Origin of the sequence: Streptomyces sp. NPDC053750 (assembly GCF_044544295.1) — a bacterium.
Lineage (GTDB): Bacteria > Actinomycetota > Actinomycetes > Streptomycetales > Streptomycetaceae > Streptomyces.
The window spans coordinates 116,139-134,076 of record NZ_JBITXB010000017.1 but is presented as its reverse complement, the minus strand read 5'-3'; the positions used below and the strand labels follow the sequence as shown (position 1 = coordinate 134,076).

The window sequence follows — 17,938 nt, the reverse complement described above, 5'->3', positions numbered from 1 at the left end:
GCGTCGTCTGTATGACTGACTCTCCCGCCACCTCGGCACCCGTCTCCACCGCCTCGGCCAGCAAGGCCGCCGGTTCGCCCGCCCGACAGAGTGCCGGAGCGGCCGGGGTTGGCCTGGTGCTGGCCGGGATCTTCTCCCAGCAGTTCGGTGCCGCGGCAGCGACATCGCTGTTTCCCCAGCTCGGCGCCACCGGGGTGGTGTCCCTGCGGCTGACGGTGTCCGCACTGGTGCTGCTGGTGGTGTGCCGACCGAGCATGCGCGGGTACGGGCGCTCGGACTGGACAGTCGTCATCGGTTTCGGTGTCGCCCTGGCCGGGATGAACCTCCTCTTCTACCAGGCCATCGCCCGTATCCCACTGGGAGCCGCGGTGACCCTGGAGGTCCTGGGCCCGCTCGTACTCTCCGTGGTCAGCGCCCGACGAGCCAGCAGCTGGCTGTGGGCGCTGCTCGCCCTGACCGGTGTAGGGCTGCTGGGACGCAGCGGATTCCACAGCCTCAATGTCTCCGGGGTCGCCTTCGCTCTGGGCGCGGCCACCTTCTGGGCGGCCTACATCCTGCTGTCCGCCCGCACCGGCGACCGTTTCCCCAAAATCGACGGCCTGGCCCTGGCCATGACCGCCGGCGCCATGCTCAGCCTCCCCCTAGGCATCGCCGACGCCGGACACGCCATGCTCGATCCGGCCGCCCTGGGCCTGGGAGCGGCAGTCGCTCTGCTGTCCTCCGTCCTGCCCTACACAGCAGAGATGACGTCCCTGCGCCGCCTCACCCCCGCGGTGTTCGCTGTACTGATGAGCCTGACTCCCGCCGTCGCCGCCCTGGCCGGCTACCTAGCCCTCGGCCAGCGGCTGGCGCCCCTGCAGGTGCTCGCCATCATTCTGGTCGTGGCAGCCAGCGCCGGAGCTGTACGCACGTCGGCAGCCCCTATTAAGTGATCAAGCACGTTTTTGTACTTGCCCCACGCCCTGGCGCCGGAGCGGTACGGCTCCGCCAGTCTCTTGAAGCACAGGCCCTCTAGGCCGGCCGATGTCCAGGTGAGCCATTCCCGCGCGGTGGCCGGGTCGGTGGTCGACGGGCACAGCGTGAACGGCGCGGTCAGGGCAGCGTCCGCGAACAGGGCCTCTAGGCGCTCCGGCGCCGGACGTACGGCCAGGCGGCGAGGTCGGTGCCCTCCACGTGCAGGAGGTCGAACACGGAAGCGCGCAGGTTCGCAGAATCTCGGTCCCGCGGAAACGGGAACTCGCGCGTTGGCCGGTGTTCCCGACGGTATCGCGCACGGGTTAACCAGCCGGTGACATGCACTCACACGGACAACTGACAAACACCGTCTGAGCCATCCTTGCGAAAACCATTGGTGCCCGGCTTGCTCCGCTGATGGACTGACTTCCTACCGTGAGTCTGCCGCGTGACAGAGGTAGTGGTTGTGACAAGTTATGACGTGCTTGCCGAGGTGTACGAATGGCTCATCTCGGATGCAAAGTTGCCTCCAGCCGAGTTCGCTGCGTCGTTCGACGACGTCCTCAATCTCCTGCCGTCGAACGCTCAAGTCCTCGACTGTTCCTGCGGAACCGGACAGTTGGCGGTTGGCCTCGCCGGTCGTGGCATGCAGGTTGTCGCAACTGACGCCAGCGAGGCGATGGTTCGTCGGACTGCAGAGTTGTCCGAGGAGTTCGGGGCATCCGTCCGGGCCGTACGGGCGAACTGGGAAGAGTTGCCCGACCATTTCCAGGACAACACGTTCGACATGGTGTTCTGCGTTGGCAACTCGCTTCACCATGCCACGGGCGCGACAGGCAGGGGTGCTGCTCTGGAGTCGATGTCACGGCTTCTGCGCCCCGGCGGGCGCTTGGTACTCACATCCCGCACTTGGGAACTCGTGAGGGCCAGAGGTTCCCGGCTCGAGATCAGTGACCGTCTCGTCCGCCGGAACGGTCGCGATGCCGTCGTGGTCTACCGCTGGGAGATTGCGCCGCATTGGGAGAAGGAGCACCACATCGAGATTGCGATCGCGCAAGTTGATGCGACCGGGTTGGTTCTTGTCCGCTCGGAACTGCTGTCCTGCTGGCCCTACCGGTACGAGGAACTCGAAGTCGAGCTGCACCGGGTCGGACTCCAGCCGGAACTGAGCACGTTCGATCTTGAGGCCGAGAACTACATGGTGGTCGCGAGCAAGGTATAAACACCGGACTCTCAGTCCCTGGCCGGACCGCGCGGTTGCTCGCAGGAGGCTTGCGCTCTCTCATCGGTGCGGGTTCAAGTGGTCAACGCAACGCCTCGGACGAGGAGTCCTCGTCGGTCAGACGGCGGTAGATCCGGGGTGACGGTGTGGCGCTGTTTCCTGGTCGCTTCCAGATCAATGAGCAGGATCTCGTCGATCAGCAGCGTGAACGGATCCAGCTTCGACGGCCGCGCCGAAGCGGTTGTCGTGCGTGTCTGCGGCCAAGCCAGGTCAGGGCCTTGTTGACGCAGACCGCACACCACATCAAGATCGAGACAGACCTAGCGGAGTCCTACTAGCGCTGTGACCGCATAGGTTCACCGGGTCAGAACAGCGCGTCGATCTGCATGACCAGCACCATCACCGTCCAAAACCGACCAGAGCAGCGAACGGAATGCACCTGAGGGGGCGTCATTTCCGGTTGTCAGACACCAAGGCGTACGCCGTCTCGCCCGAGCCAGCCCCTCGCAATCGAACATCGAGGTAACGCTCCGCGACGGCTCCCCAGGGTCTGTGCCAGAACCCGATTCGGGTTCTGGCACAGACCCTGGGGAGCCGTCATGGCGGGTCACTGGTCGTTCGAACCGAGAGTCGTCGGACGAAAAGGATCAGAATGCAGTCTACGGGCGGGCCGGATTCGAACTACTTCGCAAAATGATCTGATCCTGCTCACCAAGCAGCCGCAGGCGCGGGGGATCAACTGCGGTCGAGAGGCGGCAGCGACGCACAGAGGTGCTCGGGCAATTCCGGCAGGACTTTGTGGATCCCGCCGCACCCCGCATCGCCGTTCGTGGCGACCGGCCGCCAGCCTGAGGACTCGGCCTGGTAGAACCAGCGCTGGGAGACACCAGAGGAGGAGCATCCGTCGCCGGCGTCACCGCACGCCGGCCCCATCCGGGTCGACAGGTCCAGCACCAGCCACGTGTCGTCGCAGCCGCGTTCCTCCCAACTCGTGTGCTTGGGGATGTCCGTGCCGTTGACCGCCTGTCGGTACGAGGACGAGGTGCAACGCGGCGGCGTGGGATCGCAGCCGTTCTCACCGCACTCCCGCAGGGCGGGTGGCGTGGCACCGACGGGGGTATACACGTCCATGCTGTTCACCATGACCCTGCGGAAGCCCAGGGGCTCGCCCAACTTCACCGTCGCTTTGACCCGCCGCGTGCCGGCGCAGCCGGAGTCCTGGTCCAGGGAACGGGTCTCGTACGTGACCTTGACGTATACCGTGCCGTGCTCGACGGTGTCGAGCTCACCGCGCAGGCTGCGCACGCAGTCGCGTGCCCCGTCGGGCACTTCGGCATCGACCACCAGAGACCGGCCGCCGTCGGCGGTACGGACGCCGTCGATGCGAATCGGAGCGGCGAGCGTCCAGGCGGCGGCCGTGGCCACATCCGTCGCCTCCGCATCGGTCTCGGCGGTCTTGGAACCGCAGCCGGCGAGGACCACCAGGGCCGCGCCGAGTACAACCACCCATATCCCCCGCTGCCACATGCCATGCCCCCATCCACCGAAGAACCGCAGCCTAGCGTGCCCCAGGTGTCCCCCACCGTCTCCTCCCGGACCGCATACAGGGCCAATCCAGGCCGAGCACGTCGTCCAGGGCGAGGAAGATGCCGCATCGATGACTCGTCGTGACGGCTCCCCAAGATCTGTGCCAGATCCCACTACTGCTCGATAATGCCAGCCCCTTCTCGAAGGCGCGCCGCCGTGAAACACCGGCCACGTCCGCGGCGACGGTGCCCTGCGACCGCAGCGGGGCGACTGCCACTGTCAGACCCAGGTGGCAGCATCACCGAAGTGGACGCCTGAGTGTCCTCAACTCACCTCCCTCGCGAACGAAGAGGAGCATTCCCCTTGCGACTGCATCGCGTAGCGCCCGGCCTCGCCGCGGGCATCCTCGCCCCGGCCCTCCTGCTCGCCACCCCGTCCTTCGCCGCCACGGCGGCACCGACCGCGGTGACGGTGCCCGCGGTGTCCTCGTCCGCGGACGAGCCGGACGCCGACGACCTGAGGGTGGCCATAGTCCGGATCCTCGCCGACCCGGACAGCGGCCGGCGTGTGACACGAGAAGCCAACGCCCTCCTGGACGCCAACGACCCCGAGGCGATGCGCGCCTGGCTGGAGACCGGCTACCGCATCGCCCAGGCCGAGGACGACCGCGTAGCCATCGCCCGCATCCTCACCGACCCGTCCATCAGCCCGGCCCTGCGCGCGGCAGCCAACGCAGCCCTGGACGACAACACACCCGAAGCACTGCGCCACTTCCTGGAAGTCGGCAGGTACCAGGTCGCCTGACCGGCACGGCGCCGCAACACAGCGCGTCGCCCGGGTGGCACCCCTGCCGCACGCCCGGTCGCCGGAACGCCGGTAATCCGGGCGGGGCCGCCTGCATCTCTGTGTGCCGGCGGCCCCGCCCGGCAGGCCCTGTGTCGGTTCGGCGCCCTCCACTGAGCTCTGTGGTCTCGCCGCCCGGTGCGGCATGGGCCACTGACACCTCCGACAGCAGAAAGCACATTCTTCGATGACCACACAACCCCTACGCCCCGAGCGCAGCGGTCCGCAGACCGCTTCCGTCGTGACCGACCTGCCGTTCAAGCCTCCCCTCGTCAAAGCGGTGTTCAGGGACGTGACCTCGTTGCACGTCTCCCGGCCGGCCGCGTGGGCCGCCGCGTCGGTGACGCGGACCGTGCTGACCGAGATCATCGAGGGCGCGAGACGCGCGGCGGCCGAGGAGGCCAGGAAGAGGCTGATTCCCAAGGACCTCATCTCGGCAATCGACCGGAACGTCGAGGTGGAGGTGGGATCGGCGTGGTACCTGCACAGCCCGACCTTCCATGGCCTGATGGGCGAGGTGCGCAACGGCGATGGTGCGCTCGTGTCTCTTCGTGAGCGCCGCGGGGCGCGTACACCGAGTGGTGTGGCTGGCGCCCACCGGTTCGAGGCCGGGGTGAGAAGGCTGCTGGGGAGCCGGGGGGTGAGGGCGGTCCCGGCGATGGTCCGCGACCTGGACGGAATCGCGAGCGTGTTCCTGACGGACCTGGCCCGGGACGCGGCCAAGATCGTCCGCGAGGGCGGGGTCAAGCGGTTCGGGACGGTCAGTCTGGTGGTACCGGGCGAGCCGGCCCCGGCCCCGCTGCTCAAGGACCCCCTCCTCGCTCTGTCCACCCGCCGCGGGGACGGGCGGACTGTTGGCGGGGACGACGTCCTGTCCGCCGTCACGATGCAGCTGTTCGGCGATCTCAGACAACGCGCCATCACCGAGGCAGCCGAGATGACACGGAACACGTCGGCCAACTGATCGGGCCCGCCCCTGCGCTCTGCCCACTGCGCACGGTTCGCACAGTTCCCACGTGTGCGCGGCTCCCGGAATCTGCCGCCCGCCTTCGGCTCCGGTCGGCTCGCGAGAACGGGCTCGTCGCATGGGCGCGGACCGCCGGCCGCAGGAACCCCACGGGGAAGACCTCCCTCATTGGGGTCCGTCTTCGAACGGATTTTGCCCAGAGTAGGAACGAGGCGAGATTGACCGATGCTTCGTAGAAAGTGGCGGTCTTCTCGTATCGGGTGGCGATGCCGCGGAAGCCGTTGAGGCGGTTGAAGCAGCGCTCAACGACGTGGCGGCGACGGTAGCGATGCCGGTCGAATGCCGGTGGTGGGCCGCCGTCGCGTCCGCGGTTGTGACGGTGCCGTTACTGGTCGGTCTTCTCCGGGATGGTGTGTGCGATGCTGCGTTTGCGCAGGCAGGCGCGGAAGCCGCGGGAGCTGTAGGCCTCGCCTGCGATGACCTGGTCGGGCCTGCAGTGTGGTCGTCCGGTACCGGTTCGTGGGACGTGGATGCGTTCGATGAGCGGCGTGTGCAGATGCTGTCGTGCCGTTGGCCGGGTGTCAGCAGGATGGCGAGGGGCCGGCATCGGCGTGGCACGGACCTTCTACCTGACGGGGGCGAGCCGGACTAGGAGCTGCCTCCTTGGTGTTCAGTGACGGGACGGTGCCGGTCGGGTGCCGGACCTGACGCATCTGCCCGATGAGTTCCGCTCACTGCATCCCCCTCACAAGGCTGGTTGCACCACCTCTATGATCGACCGGCCGAAGAACGGCAACAGGTGGAGGCGTGATGCCTGGTCAGGTCGCCGCAGTCAGCCGTAACGAGGTGTACTCGTTCAGCAAGCCCAATCGCGATTCCATCACGTTGCTCACGGGGCTCGGCGTGGAAGGAGACGTTCACGCAGGTGAGACGATCCGCCACCAGTTCCGCATGACCTACGAGCCGGACCTGCCCAACCTGCGCCAGGTCCACCTGATGCACGAGGAACTCTTCGACGAACTTGCGCTCAAGGGCTTCAAGGTCTCTGCGGGCCAGCTCGGCGAGAACATCACCACGCGCGGGGTGGACCTGTTGGGCCTGTCCACCGGCGCTCTGCTCCATCTCGGGGAGCAGGCGGTGCTCGAGGTGACAGGACTGCGCAACCCGTGCTCAAAGATCAACGACTTCCGCAAGGGGCTGCTTGGTGAGGTCTTCGCCATGGATCCCTTGTCCGGCGAGTTCACCTTCAAGTGTGGCGTCATGGCTGTGGTCCGCCGTGGAGGGACCGTCCGCCCCGACGATTCCATCCGGCTCGAGCCCCCGCCCCTCCCCCACCGCCCGCTGGAACGGGTCTAGGTTCCGTATTCAAACGGATCTTGCCCAGAGCAGGAATGATGCGAGGGCGACCGCCGCTTCGTACGAAGTGGCGGGGTCTTTCATATCTGGTCGCGATGCCGCGGACGCCCTTGAGCCGGTTGAAGCAGCGCTCGATCATGTTGCGCCGTCGGCAGGTCTGCCGGTCGAACCCTGGCGATCGGCCGCCGTGGCCACCGCGCCTCAGCCGGTGCCGTCGCTGGTCGGTCCTCTCGGGGATGGTGTGTGCCATGCCGCGTTTGCGCAGGTGGGCACGGAAGCCTCGGGAGCTGTAAGCCTTGTCCGCGATGACCTGGTCGGGCCTGCACCGCAGCCGGTCCGGGCCGGTGCGGGGAACGCGGATGTGTTCCAGCCCGGATCTTGTAGACCATCCAGTTGATGACCTGCCGGTCCTCCACTCGGGGCCGCCCCGTCGCGGCCCGGGGTATCAGCGGAGCGAGTAAATCCCACTGCTGATCAGTGAGTTCAAGACGACGTACCACGACACCATGGTCTACCAACCGGATGATCTTTGCAGACGGTCCCTGGTTCCCAGGCGATCCCGAATACAACGGCGCCACGAAGGCGGCCGTACACTCTGCCCGGGTAACACTTGGAGGACGGGCCCGAGCACTCCACCAGCGAGGTCTACCTGCTCTTCACGCGCAAGTCGTCCATCCCGGCCACGGTGCTCAGGAGCGCCCTTGCTGACCTGCGCGGAGGCGCCGCTCAAGTCGTTACGGTGGGGCGGAGGCCGTCGCACGGTGGGGGGAGAACATGTCACGTTGGAAGCCGCTCCCGGCTGAGCTGCACCCACAGGTCCACCTGCTGGTCGTGCGGCTGCGCAGGCTGAAGGACCACAGTGAACTGAGTACGCGTCAACTCGTCGGCCGAACCGGCTACAGCGCGAGGTCGTGGCAACGTTATCTGAACGGCAGGGCACTGCCGCCCCGGGAGGCTGTCGAGGCGATGGCCCGCATCGGCGCTGCCGACTCGGACCGGCTGCTGGCACTGCACGAGATCGCCGCCGAACGGTGGGCCGAAGGGCGCGGGGCCGCCACCGACGCCACCGAAGACGGGCCTGCGGCGGCGCGGGCCAACCCCACGCGGCCTCAGGTCTCTGGGCGTTACGCCCGCGCCCTGATCGCAGCCACCGCAGTGGCCCTGCTGCTGTCGGTCTCCGCCTCGCTGCTGCTGGCCGTGAGGCTCGCCGAGACCCGCGCCCAGCTCGCGCGCGCCCGTACGGACACGGCCGCGGGGACCCCGGTCACCGTGTCGGAGTCCCTGGTGCCGGTCGTCTACACATGCCGGCTGGAGCAGCGCGACGGCCGCTGGTACGCCGGCCTGAGCCGGACAACGGACAGCATCCTGGCGTACACCTACGTGGGCCCCGAAGTGGCCGAGGCACAGTGCCTCTTGCGTCGGGCGGGCATACCGCCGGGAGACATCGACGGCGTCTTCGGGCCGAAGACGCAGCGCGCCGTCGTACGGCTCCAGACCCGGGACGATCTGGTCGTGGACGGTGTCATCGGCCCGCACACCTGGAAGGTTCTCCGGCAGGCGGCGCCCCGTTGACCACGGAACACACCCGGCTGGTCACCGCACTGCGGGAACTGAGGGCCCGCACCGGCCTGAGTCTCGCGGCGCTGGCCCAGCGGACGGCTTACAGCAAGTCTTCGTGGGAGCGCTATCTCAACGGCAAGAGCCTGCCGCCTCGGCAGGCCGTACAGGAGCTGTGCCGGGTCGCGGACGAGCCGGACGGACGGCTCCTGTCCCTGTGGGAGATCGCCGAGTCGCAGTGGAGCCGACGCGCGGCGGTCGTCGCACCGGTCTCCGAGGAACCGCCGCCCCTGCCCGCCACGACCCGACCGCGCGGCCGCAAGGGCAGGCTCATGGTGGTGCTGGCGTCGGCGTACATCCTGCTCGCCGGCGGTGTGTCCGTGGTGCTGCTCCTGCTGCCGGGCCGGGACACCGCTGACGACGAACCGCTCGTGTCTTCCGTCCCGTACTCCCTCGCCCCGCAGTGTTACGGAGCCGCCTGCGAGGGTCGGGACCCGCTGCGCCTGGTCTGCGGCATCGACCCCGGCACGCTCACCACCTTCCGCACCGCCACCGGCGCCCATGTGGAGCTCCGCCACAGTGCGAAGTGCGGCGCGAGCTGGGCCAGGGTCTGGGGGACTCGGATCGGCGACCGGGTCGAGCTCACGGCGGGCGGTCCGTCCCACGAGGTGCGCATCGAAACCAAGGACGACACGCTGACCTACGTCTACACCCCCATGGCCGCGGCACGGCCCGGCAGCGTAATCCGGGCCTGCTTCCGGCCCGCGTCACCCGACGGCGAACGGGAATGTGCCGAGGCCCGCGTGGGCGGGGCCGCGGCGACCACGACCAAGCCGCCCAGCTCGTAGGCGTCCCGCCACAGTGACTGCGTGGGCGGAATCCCAGCAGGTCAGAGAGTGGGACGTCCCAGACTGCCGTCACTTGGACGTTGACCGGGACCGAGCAGCGCACCAGACCGCAGGCTTGTCGCGGACCCGGCCCAGGAGACCGAACCGCACCACACGCACCAATGGAAGGAAACTCGCCAACCCATGCCCTCCTCGAACAGCATCCGCAGGGCCCTGCGCCTGACTGCGACTCCGTTGACCGCCGCGCTGCTCGCCCTTGGCGTCAGCGCCGCCGCTGTCACCCCCGCATCCGCTTCCAACTCCTACAACGGCAACAAGTTCATGAAGGGAGAGGGGAGCTTCCGTGACGACTGGAACGACGAGGGCATCGTCGCCGAGTTCGGGGGCTACAACCGGAATTCCAACGTGACCTGCCTCTGGCAGAAGATCGTTTTCTGGGCTGATTCTTCCGACGGCGGTCACAGAGATCAGATCGACGGCTACTTCGGCCACAACACCACGCTTGCCACGTATGCGTGGCAGAGCACGTACATGGGCCCTGCCGCTGCAGACGGCGTGGTGGGGAAGGGCACGTGGGCCGCCGCGGGAACCCGGCTCAGGGACACGAACGGCAACGGAACGGTCGACATGTACGACGGCCGGTACAGGGACATCGCCATCTCCCGCGTCAATGGCATCTACCACTTCGCCGACGCCGACGGCAACGACCGGATGGCCAACTACGACGCCCGGACCTGCACCATCGTCTAGGACCGGCGACCTGGCACTCGCGATTCACCTGTGGGGGGCGGCTCCTGAACAAGTCGCTCCCCACAGGGCGTTGTATGAGCACGGACAGCCGGACAGGACTGTCCGCGTGACTGATCGACGCAGCTTGCCCGTACCCTCACCGCGCATTCCCGGGCCGTGATCGCCTGTTGTGCGCTCACCTTCACCATCATGCTGTTGGCCGCGAGTCCCGCCGGGCAGCCGCAGCGGGTCCTGGATCAGAACGCGCTGGCGCGGACCGTGCACAGCAACGTCGAATCCGACGACTCCTTCGCCAAGACCCCGAGCCTCGACGATGTCAGCTGTTCCGCTTCCGCCCCCATCGAGCCGGGCCGGGATTTCGAATGCAAGGTCGTCGGTGCCGACGACGGCAACAGCAGCGGCCGCGCCCGGGTCAAGGTCAAGATCAAGGACGATCAGGGCGACCTGTCACTGGGCTGAGGAGCGGTAGAGCGGGCGAGCGGGACGGCGGACGGAGCGACGGGGCCCGTCCCGACCCCGCCCGGGAGCCGAGAAGTGCGTTCGCTGCAGGCCCTGGACCGGGTGACGCTGCCGCCGCCCGGCCGGACGCGGTGCTGGTTCGTCACCCAGGACGGGGCCAAAGCTGCGCAACTGGCGGCCCACGCTGACGGCGCCCGACCGCACCGCCGCCAGGCTCCGGGTCGGACATGCCCTGACGGTGACAGAGACAGGGCTGGCGTTCGTCCAGGACGCCAGCCAGCGTGGGGACGTGTGCCAGCTCCTGGACTGGTTCCCCGAAGTTCACCACTCTCAGCGGCGGCGAGGCCGTCCTCCCCGATGCCCTGCTCAACTACCGGCACGACACCGGAGGCGCTGGGGGTGGTTCGATACTGCGGGCGTTCGTTGAAGTCGACCGGGCCACCATAGGCCCGAACGCCTCGCCGCCACACTCGGCGCCTGCGCCCGCCTCCACCTTGACCGCCCGGGTGTAGGCGGCGGCACGGTCGCGGCAGATGATCTCCGCGCCGAGGTGCTCGCGCAGCCGGGCGGCGAAGGTCTCCGAGGTACGGTCCGGGAGAACGTCCACGACCCGGCCGGTCTCGATGTCCACGAGCACGGTGCCGTACGTGCGGCCTTTGCGGAAGGCAAACTCATCGACCCCGAGCACGCGCGGCGCTCCCTCGGGCTTCGGAGGCTTCCAGCAACCCAAGCAGGCGGGTACGGCCCGCGGCGATGCAGAGTCTGCGGCACAAGCCCTCGCCGGACCGGCCGCCCGATTCGGTGGCAACAGCACGAAGCCACTGCCCGAGCCCGACGCTGGCGCGTACATGACGCTCGCTCAGTCCCCGGACCTGCTCGACAAACGTCCGCCGCTGGCAGCGGACCTGGTCGCAGAAGAACCGCCGCACTCGTAGTCGTATGACGAGCCTTCTTCCGACGAGCGGCCGTTCGGCCAGCGTGCGCCAGTAGGTGGAGTGGATTCGCTGGCCGGGTCTTTCGCAGCCTGGGCAGCGAGTTGGCGGGCCGCAGGCGGCCGCCTCCAGCATCAAGAGGCCCTGGTCAGCGGCCAGCCGCTCCAGTTCGACACTGGGGCAGCGACGGCAGTACCCGGACGCGTTCGTGCCGTTCCTGGTGTACTGCCGGCAGCGGCTGGCGGACGATCCGCCTCGCGTCGGGGCGGACCCGCGCAGCAGCCCCTGCTTCATGGGGGGGGACGGTCGACGTCCCTCTCCCTGCCGTCGCTCCATGGCGACGTGGGGGTTTATCACTCGTTGACCCGACGCGGAAACACTGTGCTCCGTCACAGCCTTACGAGCCGGTTCGGTGGGGGAGCCATGTTGGACGAGGGTGTGTTCCGGACGATCGACGTCGCCAGGGAAGACCGGTTCGATGCCTGGTGGCAGGCGATGAACCGGACCATCTGCCCCATGGACATGAGCCGGGAGGACACTAGGGACTTCCTGGGGGAGATGCGTCTACTGAGACTTGGCGACGTGTGCGTCTGGCCCGCGACTCTGGAGCCGGTCCGGTGGCGCAGGACGCCCAGGCTGATCCGCCGCTCCGACCCGGAGTTCTACCACCTCTCCCTCCCCCTGCGCGGGACCATCGGCGTCACCCAGGGCGGCCGACAGGCTTCGCACGGCCCGTCCGACATGTACGTCGTGGACACCTCGATGCCCTGGGACTGCCGCACCGGACCACTGCAGGCGATCGGGGTGGAAGTTCCCAAGAGACTGGTGCCGCTGCCCTCGACCGGGATCGGTCGGCTGGTGACTCGGCGATTACCCGGGCGGGAGGGGCCGGGCGCGCTCCTCCTCGGTTTCCTGATCGGGCTCACCTCGAACTCCGGCTCCTTCCGGGTCGCAGACGGCCCCTGGCTGGAATCGGTCGTCGTGGACCTGCTCGCCGCCACGCTCGCCCACCAGCTCGACGCCGCCGACGACCTGCCGCCCGAAACCCGAACCCGGAACCTGGTCCGTCAGATACGGGACTTCATCCAGCGGCATCTGCACGACCCGGATCTGACGCCGTCGGCCGTCGCCGCCGCCCATCACATCTCCCTCAGCTACCTGCACCGGCTCTTCCGCACCGAGGACACCACGGTCGCCGCCTGGATCCGGCGCCAGCGGCTGGAACGCGCACACCGCGAACTCCGCGACCCGGCCCTGCGTTCGATGCCGGTGCACGAGATCGCGGCCCGCTGGGGTTTCAAGAGCCACGCGGACTTCACTCGCTCCTACCGCACCGCCTACGGCGTCGCGCCACGGGACCACCGACCGCCAGTGAACGGAGCGTCAAACAGCCCTGCACTCGGTGACAACGACACGCACGGACGTCCCTGAGACGCTCGTTCCCGCAAGCGTTCCAACTGTTCCGAAACCGCGGCGCGACAGCCGCGGACTCCAATCACGGAAAAGGATGGACACCGTGCGTGTTTCCAAGCGGTATCTCGCACCGGCGCTTCTCACGCTCGTACTGCCCCTCGGTCTCGCGTCCCCCGCGAACGCCTCTGCCGAGCGGGTCTTCGCCGGCAGCTGTTCGTCGGGCAACTTCTGTCTGTTCGAGAACAACGACTTCAACAACGGCAACACCAACCACTGGCGGGACATCACCCACAACGACAGAGACTTCCGCGGCAACCACTGGCGGGACGGAAACGGCTGGCTCACCGACGACGACATGAACGACGAGACCAGCTCGGTGAAGAACCGCACCGGGGGCACCGTGTGCCTGTACCAGAACCCCGGATACACGGGCGATAGGTCTGGCTTCGCGGACGGCGCGGACGACGGGTACCTGGCCAACAACGACATCGAGGACAACAGTGCGTCGGCGGCCGAGTTCGCTCGCTGCCGCGACTGACCCTGCCTCCGCGGACGAGTCCGGTGCGCGTCGGCGCGCCGCACCGGGCTCCTCCGTCGTCACGGCGAAGGAACGGATGCCATGAACCGAGCGCGCGCGTCCCTTGCCCTTCTCTCCGCCCTGCCACTGCTCCTGCTCTCCGCCTGTGCCGAGCACCGGCCCGAGCGCGCCCCGGCACCGCCGCTCGTGGCCGCCACCTCGCCCGCCGAACTGGCGCTCCCTTTCGACACGTACAAGTGGACTCCCCGCGAGACATGGCTTCAGGACCGGGCGCGTCGGCTGCTGGCCGAGCGCTGCCTCGCGGACCGGGGCATCGGCCTCAAGCTTCCGGACCCAGGCGACGAGCCGCCGGACGTCCACACCAACGACCGCCGGTACGGCGTCACGAACGTGCAGGCCGCGGCACGCTACGGCTACCACCTGCCGTCCATGTGGGACGAGGAGGGTGGGCGAACCCGGACCACGGGCTGGACCCGAAAACCGAGCGCGCAGGAGGAAGCCGCGCTGTACGGAGAGGCCGACCGGCCCGGTTGCTACCAGTACGCCGATTCCGTACTCGCGCGCGACGTCCCGGCGGCCGACACCCGCTGGTTCGCGGGCCAGAGCGCCGAGACCCTGGAGCGAACGGAGACCGACCCGGCGGTCGTCAGGGCCAGGACCCGGTGGAAGACGTGCATGGACGAGGCGGGCCACGACTACGCGCATCCGCGTGAAGCGATCGGCGACGCCCGGTGGGACCTGGACGCGCCGACCATCACCGAGCGGGAGATCGAGACCGCGCAGGCCGACATCCGGTGCATGCGCTTGTCCGGGCTCCTGAGTACCTGGCACCGGGCCGAGGTGACCCTGCAACGCCGGATCATCGCGGAACACAGCCAGAAGTTCAGAGACCTGACCATCGCCAAACACGCCGCGCTGAGGAACGTTCTCGCAGCTCTGGAGTGAGCAGAGCCGCGCCACACCGCCGGTTGCCGTGATCAGACGGCGTCCGGCGTCCAGCCAGGACGCTACCGGGAGCGTGCGGGGCGCCCCTCGCACAGCCCTGTCCGGACGGCGGCTTCGATGTCCTCGTCCTGCGCGTCCGTGTTGCCCGGGTCGACGTTCGCCATGACCGTCGTCTGCCTGCCGTCGGCCGTGGCGCCGCCCGCGGTCTGGTAGCCGAAGACGTCGCCGCCGTGGCCCCAGTAGACGCTGCCGCAGGGCAGCGGCCGGCTCTCCAACCCCAGGCCGTACTCCCGGCTGTCGTCACTGTAGGTCGGCCGAGTCTGCATCATCGCCCTGACCGCGGCGAAGGAGACGACCGCACGCAAGCCGAGCCGCAGCGCCTGATCACCCGCGCGGGCGCTGCGACGACTGCCCGGCATGAGCACGGCGCAGAATCCCCGCATGCCAGATCGGATCGCCATCGGCCGCCACGGCATCTCCCACGTCCTGCTCGCCGTCTCCAGCGAGGGCACGCCACCCTGCCCCGACTGCCGCAGCTCCACGGGTGGCTTTGTTCATGAGATCGGGTTCTGGTCCATGTCCTCGTGGCAAAGCCCCAGCGCCTGCCCGATGCGGCAGCCCGTCTCGAACATCAAGGCCATCAGTAGCCGGTCCCGTACCCGGCCGCAGGCGTCCAGGATCTGCTGGACCTCGACGTCGGTCAGTGTCGGCGGTCGGCGCTTGGTCTGCTTCAGCCGTGTCGGCCGGGTGGTGATCTGCCGCTCTGCGATCCCCCCGAGGAAGCCGCCGTGGTCACCGATCGAAGCCGCGCGGCGATGACTCAGCTGGGCGCCCATGCCGACACCTCGGCGGGCGAAGAACTCGTAGAACATGTAGACGCTGTTCAGCGCGCGGTTCACCGTCGATGTCTCCCGGGCCGGACCCCTGTCCGTGTCCGCCGAGCGAAGGTGGCCGGGTTGGCCCGGGCGGCGCGGCCAGCCAGCGAACTGGCCCACGTGCTCAGGAGACGCGGTCAGCGGATCGAGGTCCATGAGACGCAGGAAGGCGAGCCACACCTTCAGGTCCAAGGCGCGGGCCCCCAGCGTGTTCGGCGAGTGCTCCCGGTCGGTACACAGGGCGAGGTAGTCGTCCACCGTCTCGACGACTCTCCCGTCGCCGTCCACGACCGTGTACGTCTCGCGACGCGCTCCTGTCCCCACGACCCGACGCACGTACATCCCGATCTCCCCACCCGCTGGCTACTCGGATGGGGTAGCGACTGTCACGGACAACGGTCACCGCCGACTGTCAGCCACGAGGGCCCGACGCTTCGCCAGGCCCTCGTGGCGAACGTCCCTGACACTTCTGGATCGCGTACAGATAAAGGCCGAGGCGTACGGGAAGTTCGCCGAGGAGCCGGCCCGCCCCGAGGGGTGAAGCGGCCTCGGTCATGCCGCCGAGCGGGTTCGCCGCCGCGTGGAAGGGGTTCACGGCGAGGTTCTCGGGTTGGCTCTGTCGATGAGCTTCGGGCGACCGCGCCGTTTACCCTCGCTTCGTTACTCCTGTTCTCGACGTGGGCGCGGTGCATCACGGGGCGTGAGTGGGCACGTGCGGTCGTCGAACCGGGCAACGGCGTCGGTGATGAGGTCGTTGATTTGGTGCGGCGGGACGATCCCGCAGCTGATCAAGCCCGCAAGACCCTGGAATGTGGCGAGGAAGATCACAGCGGCCCGCTGCGCGTCCTGCGCGCCGGGGACGTCCTCGGGCTGGGCTCGCTGGAACACGTCGAGGATCGGCGCGAAGGCCTCGACAGCGCTGCGCGCTATGGCTTCCGCGCCTGCGCCGTGCTTGTGCGCGAACATCAGCTCGACCAGGTTCGGCTCCGAGGTCGTGAAGCCGATGTAGGCGTCTGCGATCGAGCGGATCCGCTCCGTGGGCCCGCCCGCGGTCGCGGCTGCTTCTCGCAGGCGCACACCGAGTCGCGCGAACCCCTCGACCGCGAGCGCGTCGAGCAACGCCTGGCGATCCGGGAAGTACCGGCGCGGCGCGGCATGAGTCACCCCGATCTCCCCGGTGAGCTCCCGGAGGGAGAGCTCTGCCGCGCCCTTCTCGTGGAGCTTCATCGCGGCACGATCCAGCAGCGCCTGACGCAAGTTGCCGTGATGGTACGGACGACGAGGGGAGGTCATCCGGTCAGACTACCAAGCGGTTTCCATTGACTACATTGTATCCAGTGGTTACATTCGGGCCATGTCCACTCTCTCTTCTCCCTCGCAGATCCCTGACCAGACCGGCCGGACCATCGTGATCACCGGTGCCGCCAGCGGCATCGGGCGATCCGCCGCATCGGCGCTCGCCATGCGGGGCGCGCGGGTGATTCTCGCCGTCCGCGATCAGGCAAAGGGTCGCGCGGCAGCACACGACATCGGAGGCCAGGCCGAGGTCCGCGCTCTCGACCTGGCCTCGCTCGCCTCGATCCGAGAGTTCGCCGAAGGCCTGCGCGAGCCGGTCGACGTTCTCGTGAACAACGCCGGAGCGATGACCGCCGCTCGCCAGGAGACGCGGGACGGCTTCGAGAGCCAGCTCGGCGTCAATCACCTCGGTCACTTCGCGCTGACGAACCTGCTCCTGGATCGCATCACCGGCCGAGTGGTGACGATCTCGTCCAGCGCCCACCGTTCGGCGCACATCGACTTCGAGGACCTCCAGTGGGAGCGGCGCCCCTACCGTCCCTTCGGCGCCTACGGCCAGTCCAAACTGGCCAACCTGCTGTTCACGTCCGAATTGCAGCGCCGCCTCACCGAGGTCGGCTCGCCGGTGATCGCCACGGCCGCGCATCCCGGATGGGCATCGACCGGGTTCCGGATCACCAGTGGCAACCGGCTCTTCGACACTCTCATGGCGATCAGCACGCCGTTCCTCGCGCACGGCCCGCGAGGCGGCGCGCTCCCGACCCTGCTGGCGTCGACCGGTGATGTCCCCGCCGGTGGCTTCGCCGGCCCGAGCCGCTTCGGCGGCGTGCGCGGCCCTGCCGCACTTGCCGAGCCGTCCGCCCAGACAAAGGACCCCGAGACCGCCAGGCGCCTCTGGGAGGTCTCCGAACGTCTCACGGGCACCGAGTTCCCGCTGACCGCGGACGCGCCCGCCGCATGATGGCGCACACGGACAACACGCCCCGCCCGATAATGAAGCGCATCCAGTACCACAGGTACGGCGGACCCGAGCTGATGCGGCTGGAGGACTTCGAGCCGGCTCGGCCAGGACTCGGCGAAGTGCGTGTCCGGGTGCGCGCTGCCGCAGCCAACGTCATGGACTGGAAGATCCGCAACGGACTGTTGCGCATCATGACCGGGAACAGCTTCCCACGGGGATTCGGCACCGACTTCGCCGGCGTCGTCGAGGCAGTCGGCGGCGACGTTTCCCGAATCACCCCCTGAGTGGACAGTCCGGCGTAGCTCACACGGGGGACACGAGATGCCGGATGCCGCGCACTGTGGGCCGTTCACGGTGCGGCACGCGGAAGGCCCGGGCTTACACCTCACGTCACGTGAGGAGGCAGCGGGGGACAGCGTGACGGCGGTGGGGGCACGTCCTGCGGAGTGGTGCAGTAACGCGATCAAGGCATCGGTCGAGGCCCTCGCTGATCTG

General features: G+C 68.4%; 21 protein-coding genes. 14 read left to right on the top strand and 7 right to left on the bottom strand.

Translation table 11 applies throughout. The features are described from left to right. The first annotated feature begins 11 nt into the window (after nucleotides 1-11). Both ACIGO6_RS33950 and ACIGO6_RS33945 read left to right on the top strand, forming a co-directional pair. On the top strand, nucleotides 12-932 hold the full coding sequence (locus tag ACIGO6_RS33950; RefSeq protein WP_399883096.1) for an EamA family transporter: 921 nt from the start codon (nucleotides 12-14) through the stop codon (nucleotides 930-932). Between the two features lie 488 nt (nucleotides 933-1,420). Further along, nucleotides 1,421-2,176 carry a class I SAM-dependent methyltransferase gene (locus ACIGO6_RS33945; RefSeq protein ID WP_399883094.1) on the top strand — a complete coding sequence of 252 codons (756 nt, stop codon included), beginning with the start codon at nucleotides 1,421-1,423 and terminating at the stop codon, nucleotides 2,174-2,176. Nucleotides 2,177-2,911: 735 nt separating this feature from the next. On the opposite strand, the gene ACIGO6_RS33940 is transcribed toward ACIGO6_RS33945, so the two are convergent. Next, nucleotides 2,912-3,682, bottom strand: a complete 771-nt coding sequence (locus ACIGO6_RS33940; protein ID WP_399883091.1) for a hypothetical protein — start codon at nucleotides 3,680-3,682, stop codon at nucleotides 2,912-2,914. A 384-nt stretch (nucleotides 3,683-4,066) separates the two neighbouring features. Here ACIGO6_RS33940 and ACIGO6_RS33935 point away from each other — a divergent pair, with 384 nt between their 5' ends. From ACIGO6_RS33935 to ACIGO6_RS33925, 3 genes are all read left to right on the top strand, one after another. Further along, complete coding sequence (locus ACIGO6_RS33935) at nucleotides 4,067-4,507, top strand: ALF repeat-containing protein (protein ID WP_399883089.1); 441 nt, start codon at nucleotides 4,067-4,069, stop codon at nucleotides 4,505-4,507. Between the two features lie 226 nt (nucleotides 4,508-4,733). Continuing rightward, entirely contained in the window at nucleotides 4,734-5,510 is a 777-nt protein-coding gene (locus ACIGO6_RS33930; protein WP_399883087.1) for a hypothetical protein, read from the top strand. Nucleotides 5,511-6,323: 813 nt separating this feature from the next. Further along, nucleotides 6,324-6,869, top strand: a complete 546-nt coding sequence (locus ACIGO6_RS33925) for an MOSC domain-containing protein (RefSeq protein ID WP_399883085.1) — start codon at nucleotides 6,324-6,326, stop codon at nucleotides 6,867-6,869. On the opposite strand, the gene ACIGO6_RS33920 is transcribed toward ACIGO6_RS33925, so the two are convergent. Continuing rightward, nucleotides 6,772-7,200: a transposase gene (locus tag ACIGO6_RS33920; protein ID WP_399883159.1), complete on the bottom strand. Its 429-nt coding sequence runs from the start codon at nucleotides 7,198-7,200 to the stop codon at nucleotides 6,772-6,774. The two genes, ACIGO6_RS33925 and ACIGO6_RS33920, sit on opposite strands and share 98 nt — an antisense overlap. A gap of 443 nt (nucleotides 7,201-7,643) precedes the next feature. On the opposite strand from ACIGO6_RS33920, the gene ACIGO6_RS33915 reads away from it, so the two are divergent. From ACIGO6_RS33915 to ACIGO6_RS33900, 4 genes are all read left to right on the top strand, one after another. Further along, nucleotides 7,644-8,441, top strand: a complete 798-nt coding sequence (locus ACIGO6_RS33915) for a peptidoglycan-binding protein (RefSeq protein ID WP_399883083.1) — start codon at nucleotides 7,644-7,646, stop codon at nucleotides 8,439-8,441. Next, on the top strand, nucleotides 8,438-9,274 hold the full coding sequence (locus ACIGO6_RS33910) for a DUF2690 domain-containing protein (protein ID WP_399883081.1): 837 nt from the start codon (nucleotides 8,438-8,440) through the stop codon (nucleotides 9,272-9,274). Before ACIGO6_RS33915 ends, ACIGO6_RS33910 begins: the two co-directional genes overlap by 4 nt. A gap of 234 nt (nucleotides 9,275-9,508) precedes the next feature. After that, nucleotides 9,509-10,024: a peptidoglycan-binding protein gene (locus ACIGO6_RS33905; protein ID WP_399883079.1), complete on the top strand. Its 516-nt coding sequence runs from the start codon at nucleotides 9,509-9,511 to the stop codon at nucleotides 10,022-10,024. Nucleotides 10,025-10,213: 189 nt separating this feature from the next. Then, nucleotides 10,214-10,483 (top strand): DUF4333 domain-containing protein, encoded by a 270-nt coding sequence (locus tag ACIGO6_RS33900; RefSeq protein ID WP_399883077.1) that lies wholly within the window; start codon nucleotides 10,214-10,216, stop codon nucleotides 10,481-10,483. Nucleotides 10,484-10,853: 370 nt separating this feature from the next. Here ACIGO6_RS33900 and ACIGO6_RS33895 read toward each other — a convergent pair whose 3' ends face one another. Continuing rightward, entirely contained in the window at nucleotides 10,854-11,171 is a 318-nt protein-coding gene (locus ACIGO6_RS33895) for a transposase (protein WP_399883075.1), read from the bottom strand. Beyond that, nucleotides 11,155-11,550 (bottom strand): transposase family protein, encoded by a 396-nt coding sequence (locus ACIGO6_RS33890; RefSeq protein WP_399883157.1) that lies wholly within the window; start codon nucleotides 11,548-11,550, stop codon nucleotides 11,155-11,157. Before ACIGO6_RS33890 ends, ACIGO6_RS33895 begins: the two co-directional genes overlap by 17 nt. A 288-nt stretch (nucleotides 11,551-11,838) precedes the next feature. Between ACIGO6_RS33890 and ACIGO6_RS33885 the strand changes: the two genes are divergently transcribed. The 3 genes from ACIGO6_RS33885 to ACIGO6_RS33875 all read left to right on the top strand — a co-directional run bounded on the left by ACIGO6_RS33885 (nucleotide 11,839) and on the right by ACIGO6_RS33875 (nucleotide 14,311). Then, a complete protein-coding gene (locus tag ACIGO6_RS33885; protein WP_399883073.1) occupies nucleotides 11,839-12,846 on the top strand; it encodes a helix-turn-helix domain-containing protein in 1,008 nt (335 codons plus the stop codon). Nucleotides 12,847-12,931: 85 nt separating this feature from the next. After that, nucleotides 12,932-13,366, top strand: coding sequence for a peptidase inhibitor family I36 protein (locus tag ACIGO6_RS33880; protein WP_399883071.1), 435 nt, complete (start codon nucleotides 12,932-12,934; stop codon nucleotides 13,364-13,366). Nucleotides 13,367-13,447: 81 nt separating this feature from the next. Then, nucleotides 13,448-14,311, top strand: a complete 864-nt coding sequence (locus tag ACIGO6_RS33875) for a hypothetical protein (protein ID WP_399883069.1) — start codon at nucleotides 13,448-13,450, stop codon at nucleotides 14,309-14,311. Between the two features lie 62 nt (nucleotides 14,312-14,373). On the opposite strand, the gene ACIGO6_RS33870 is transcribed toward ACIGO6_RS33875, so the two are convergent. The 3 genes from ACIGO6_RS33870 to ACIGO6_RS33860 form a co-directional block, all read right to left on the bottom strand. Further along, on the bottom strand, nucleotides 14,374-14,853 hold the full coding sequence (locus ACIGO6_RS33870) for a hypothetical protein (protein ID WP_399883067.1): 480 nt from the start codon (nucleotides 14,851-14,853) through the stop codon (nucleotides 14,374-14,376). Nucleotides 14,854-14,865: 12 nt separating this feature from the next. Further along, the gene (locus ACIGO6_RS33865) at nucleotides 14,866-15,528 is read right to left on the bottom strand and encodes a tyrosine-type recombinase/integrase (protein WP_399883066.1); all 663 of its coding nucleotides are present in this window, start codon (nucleotides 15,526-15,528) and stop codon (nucleotides 14,866-14,868) included. Nucleotides 15,529-15,846: 318 nt separating this feature from the next. After that, complete coding sequence (locus ACIGO6_RS33860; RefSeq protein ID WP_399883064.1) at nucleotides 15,847-16,479, bottom strand: TetR/AcrR family transcriptional regulator; 633 nt, start codon at nucleotides 16,477-16,479, stop codon at nucleotides 15,847-15,849. 115 nt (nucleotides 16,480-16,594) lie between these two features. Between ACIGO6_RS33860 and ACIGO6_RS33855 the strand changes: the two genes are divergently transcribed. Both ACIGO6_RS33855 and ACIGO6_RS33850 read left to right on the top strand, forming a co-directional pair. Beyond that, nucleotides 16,595-17,443 carry an oxidoreductase gene (locus ACIGO6_RS33855; RefSeq protein ID WP_399883062.1) on the top strand — a complete coding sequence of 283 codons (849 nt, stop codon included), beginning with the start codon at nucleotides 16,595-16,597 and terminating at the stop codon, nucleotides 17,441-17,443. 32 nt (nucleotides 17,444-17,475) lie between these two features. Continuing rightward, nucleotides 17,476-17,727 carry an alcohol dehydrogenase catalytic domain-containing protein gene (locus tag ACIGO6_RS33850; RefSeq protein WP_399883060.1) on the top strand — a complete coding sequence of 84 codons (252 nt, stop codon included), beginning with the start codon at nucleotides 17,476-17,478 and terminating at the stop codon, nucleotides 17,725-17,727. Nucleotides 17,728-17,938 lie beyond the last annotated feature (211 nt).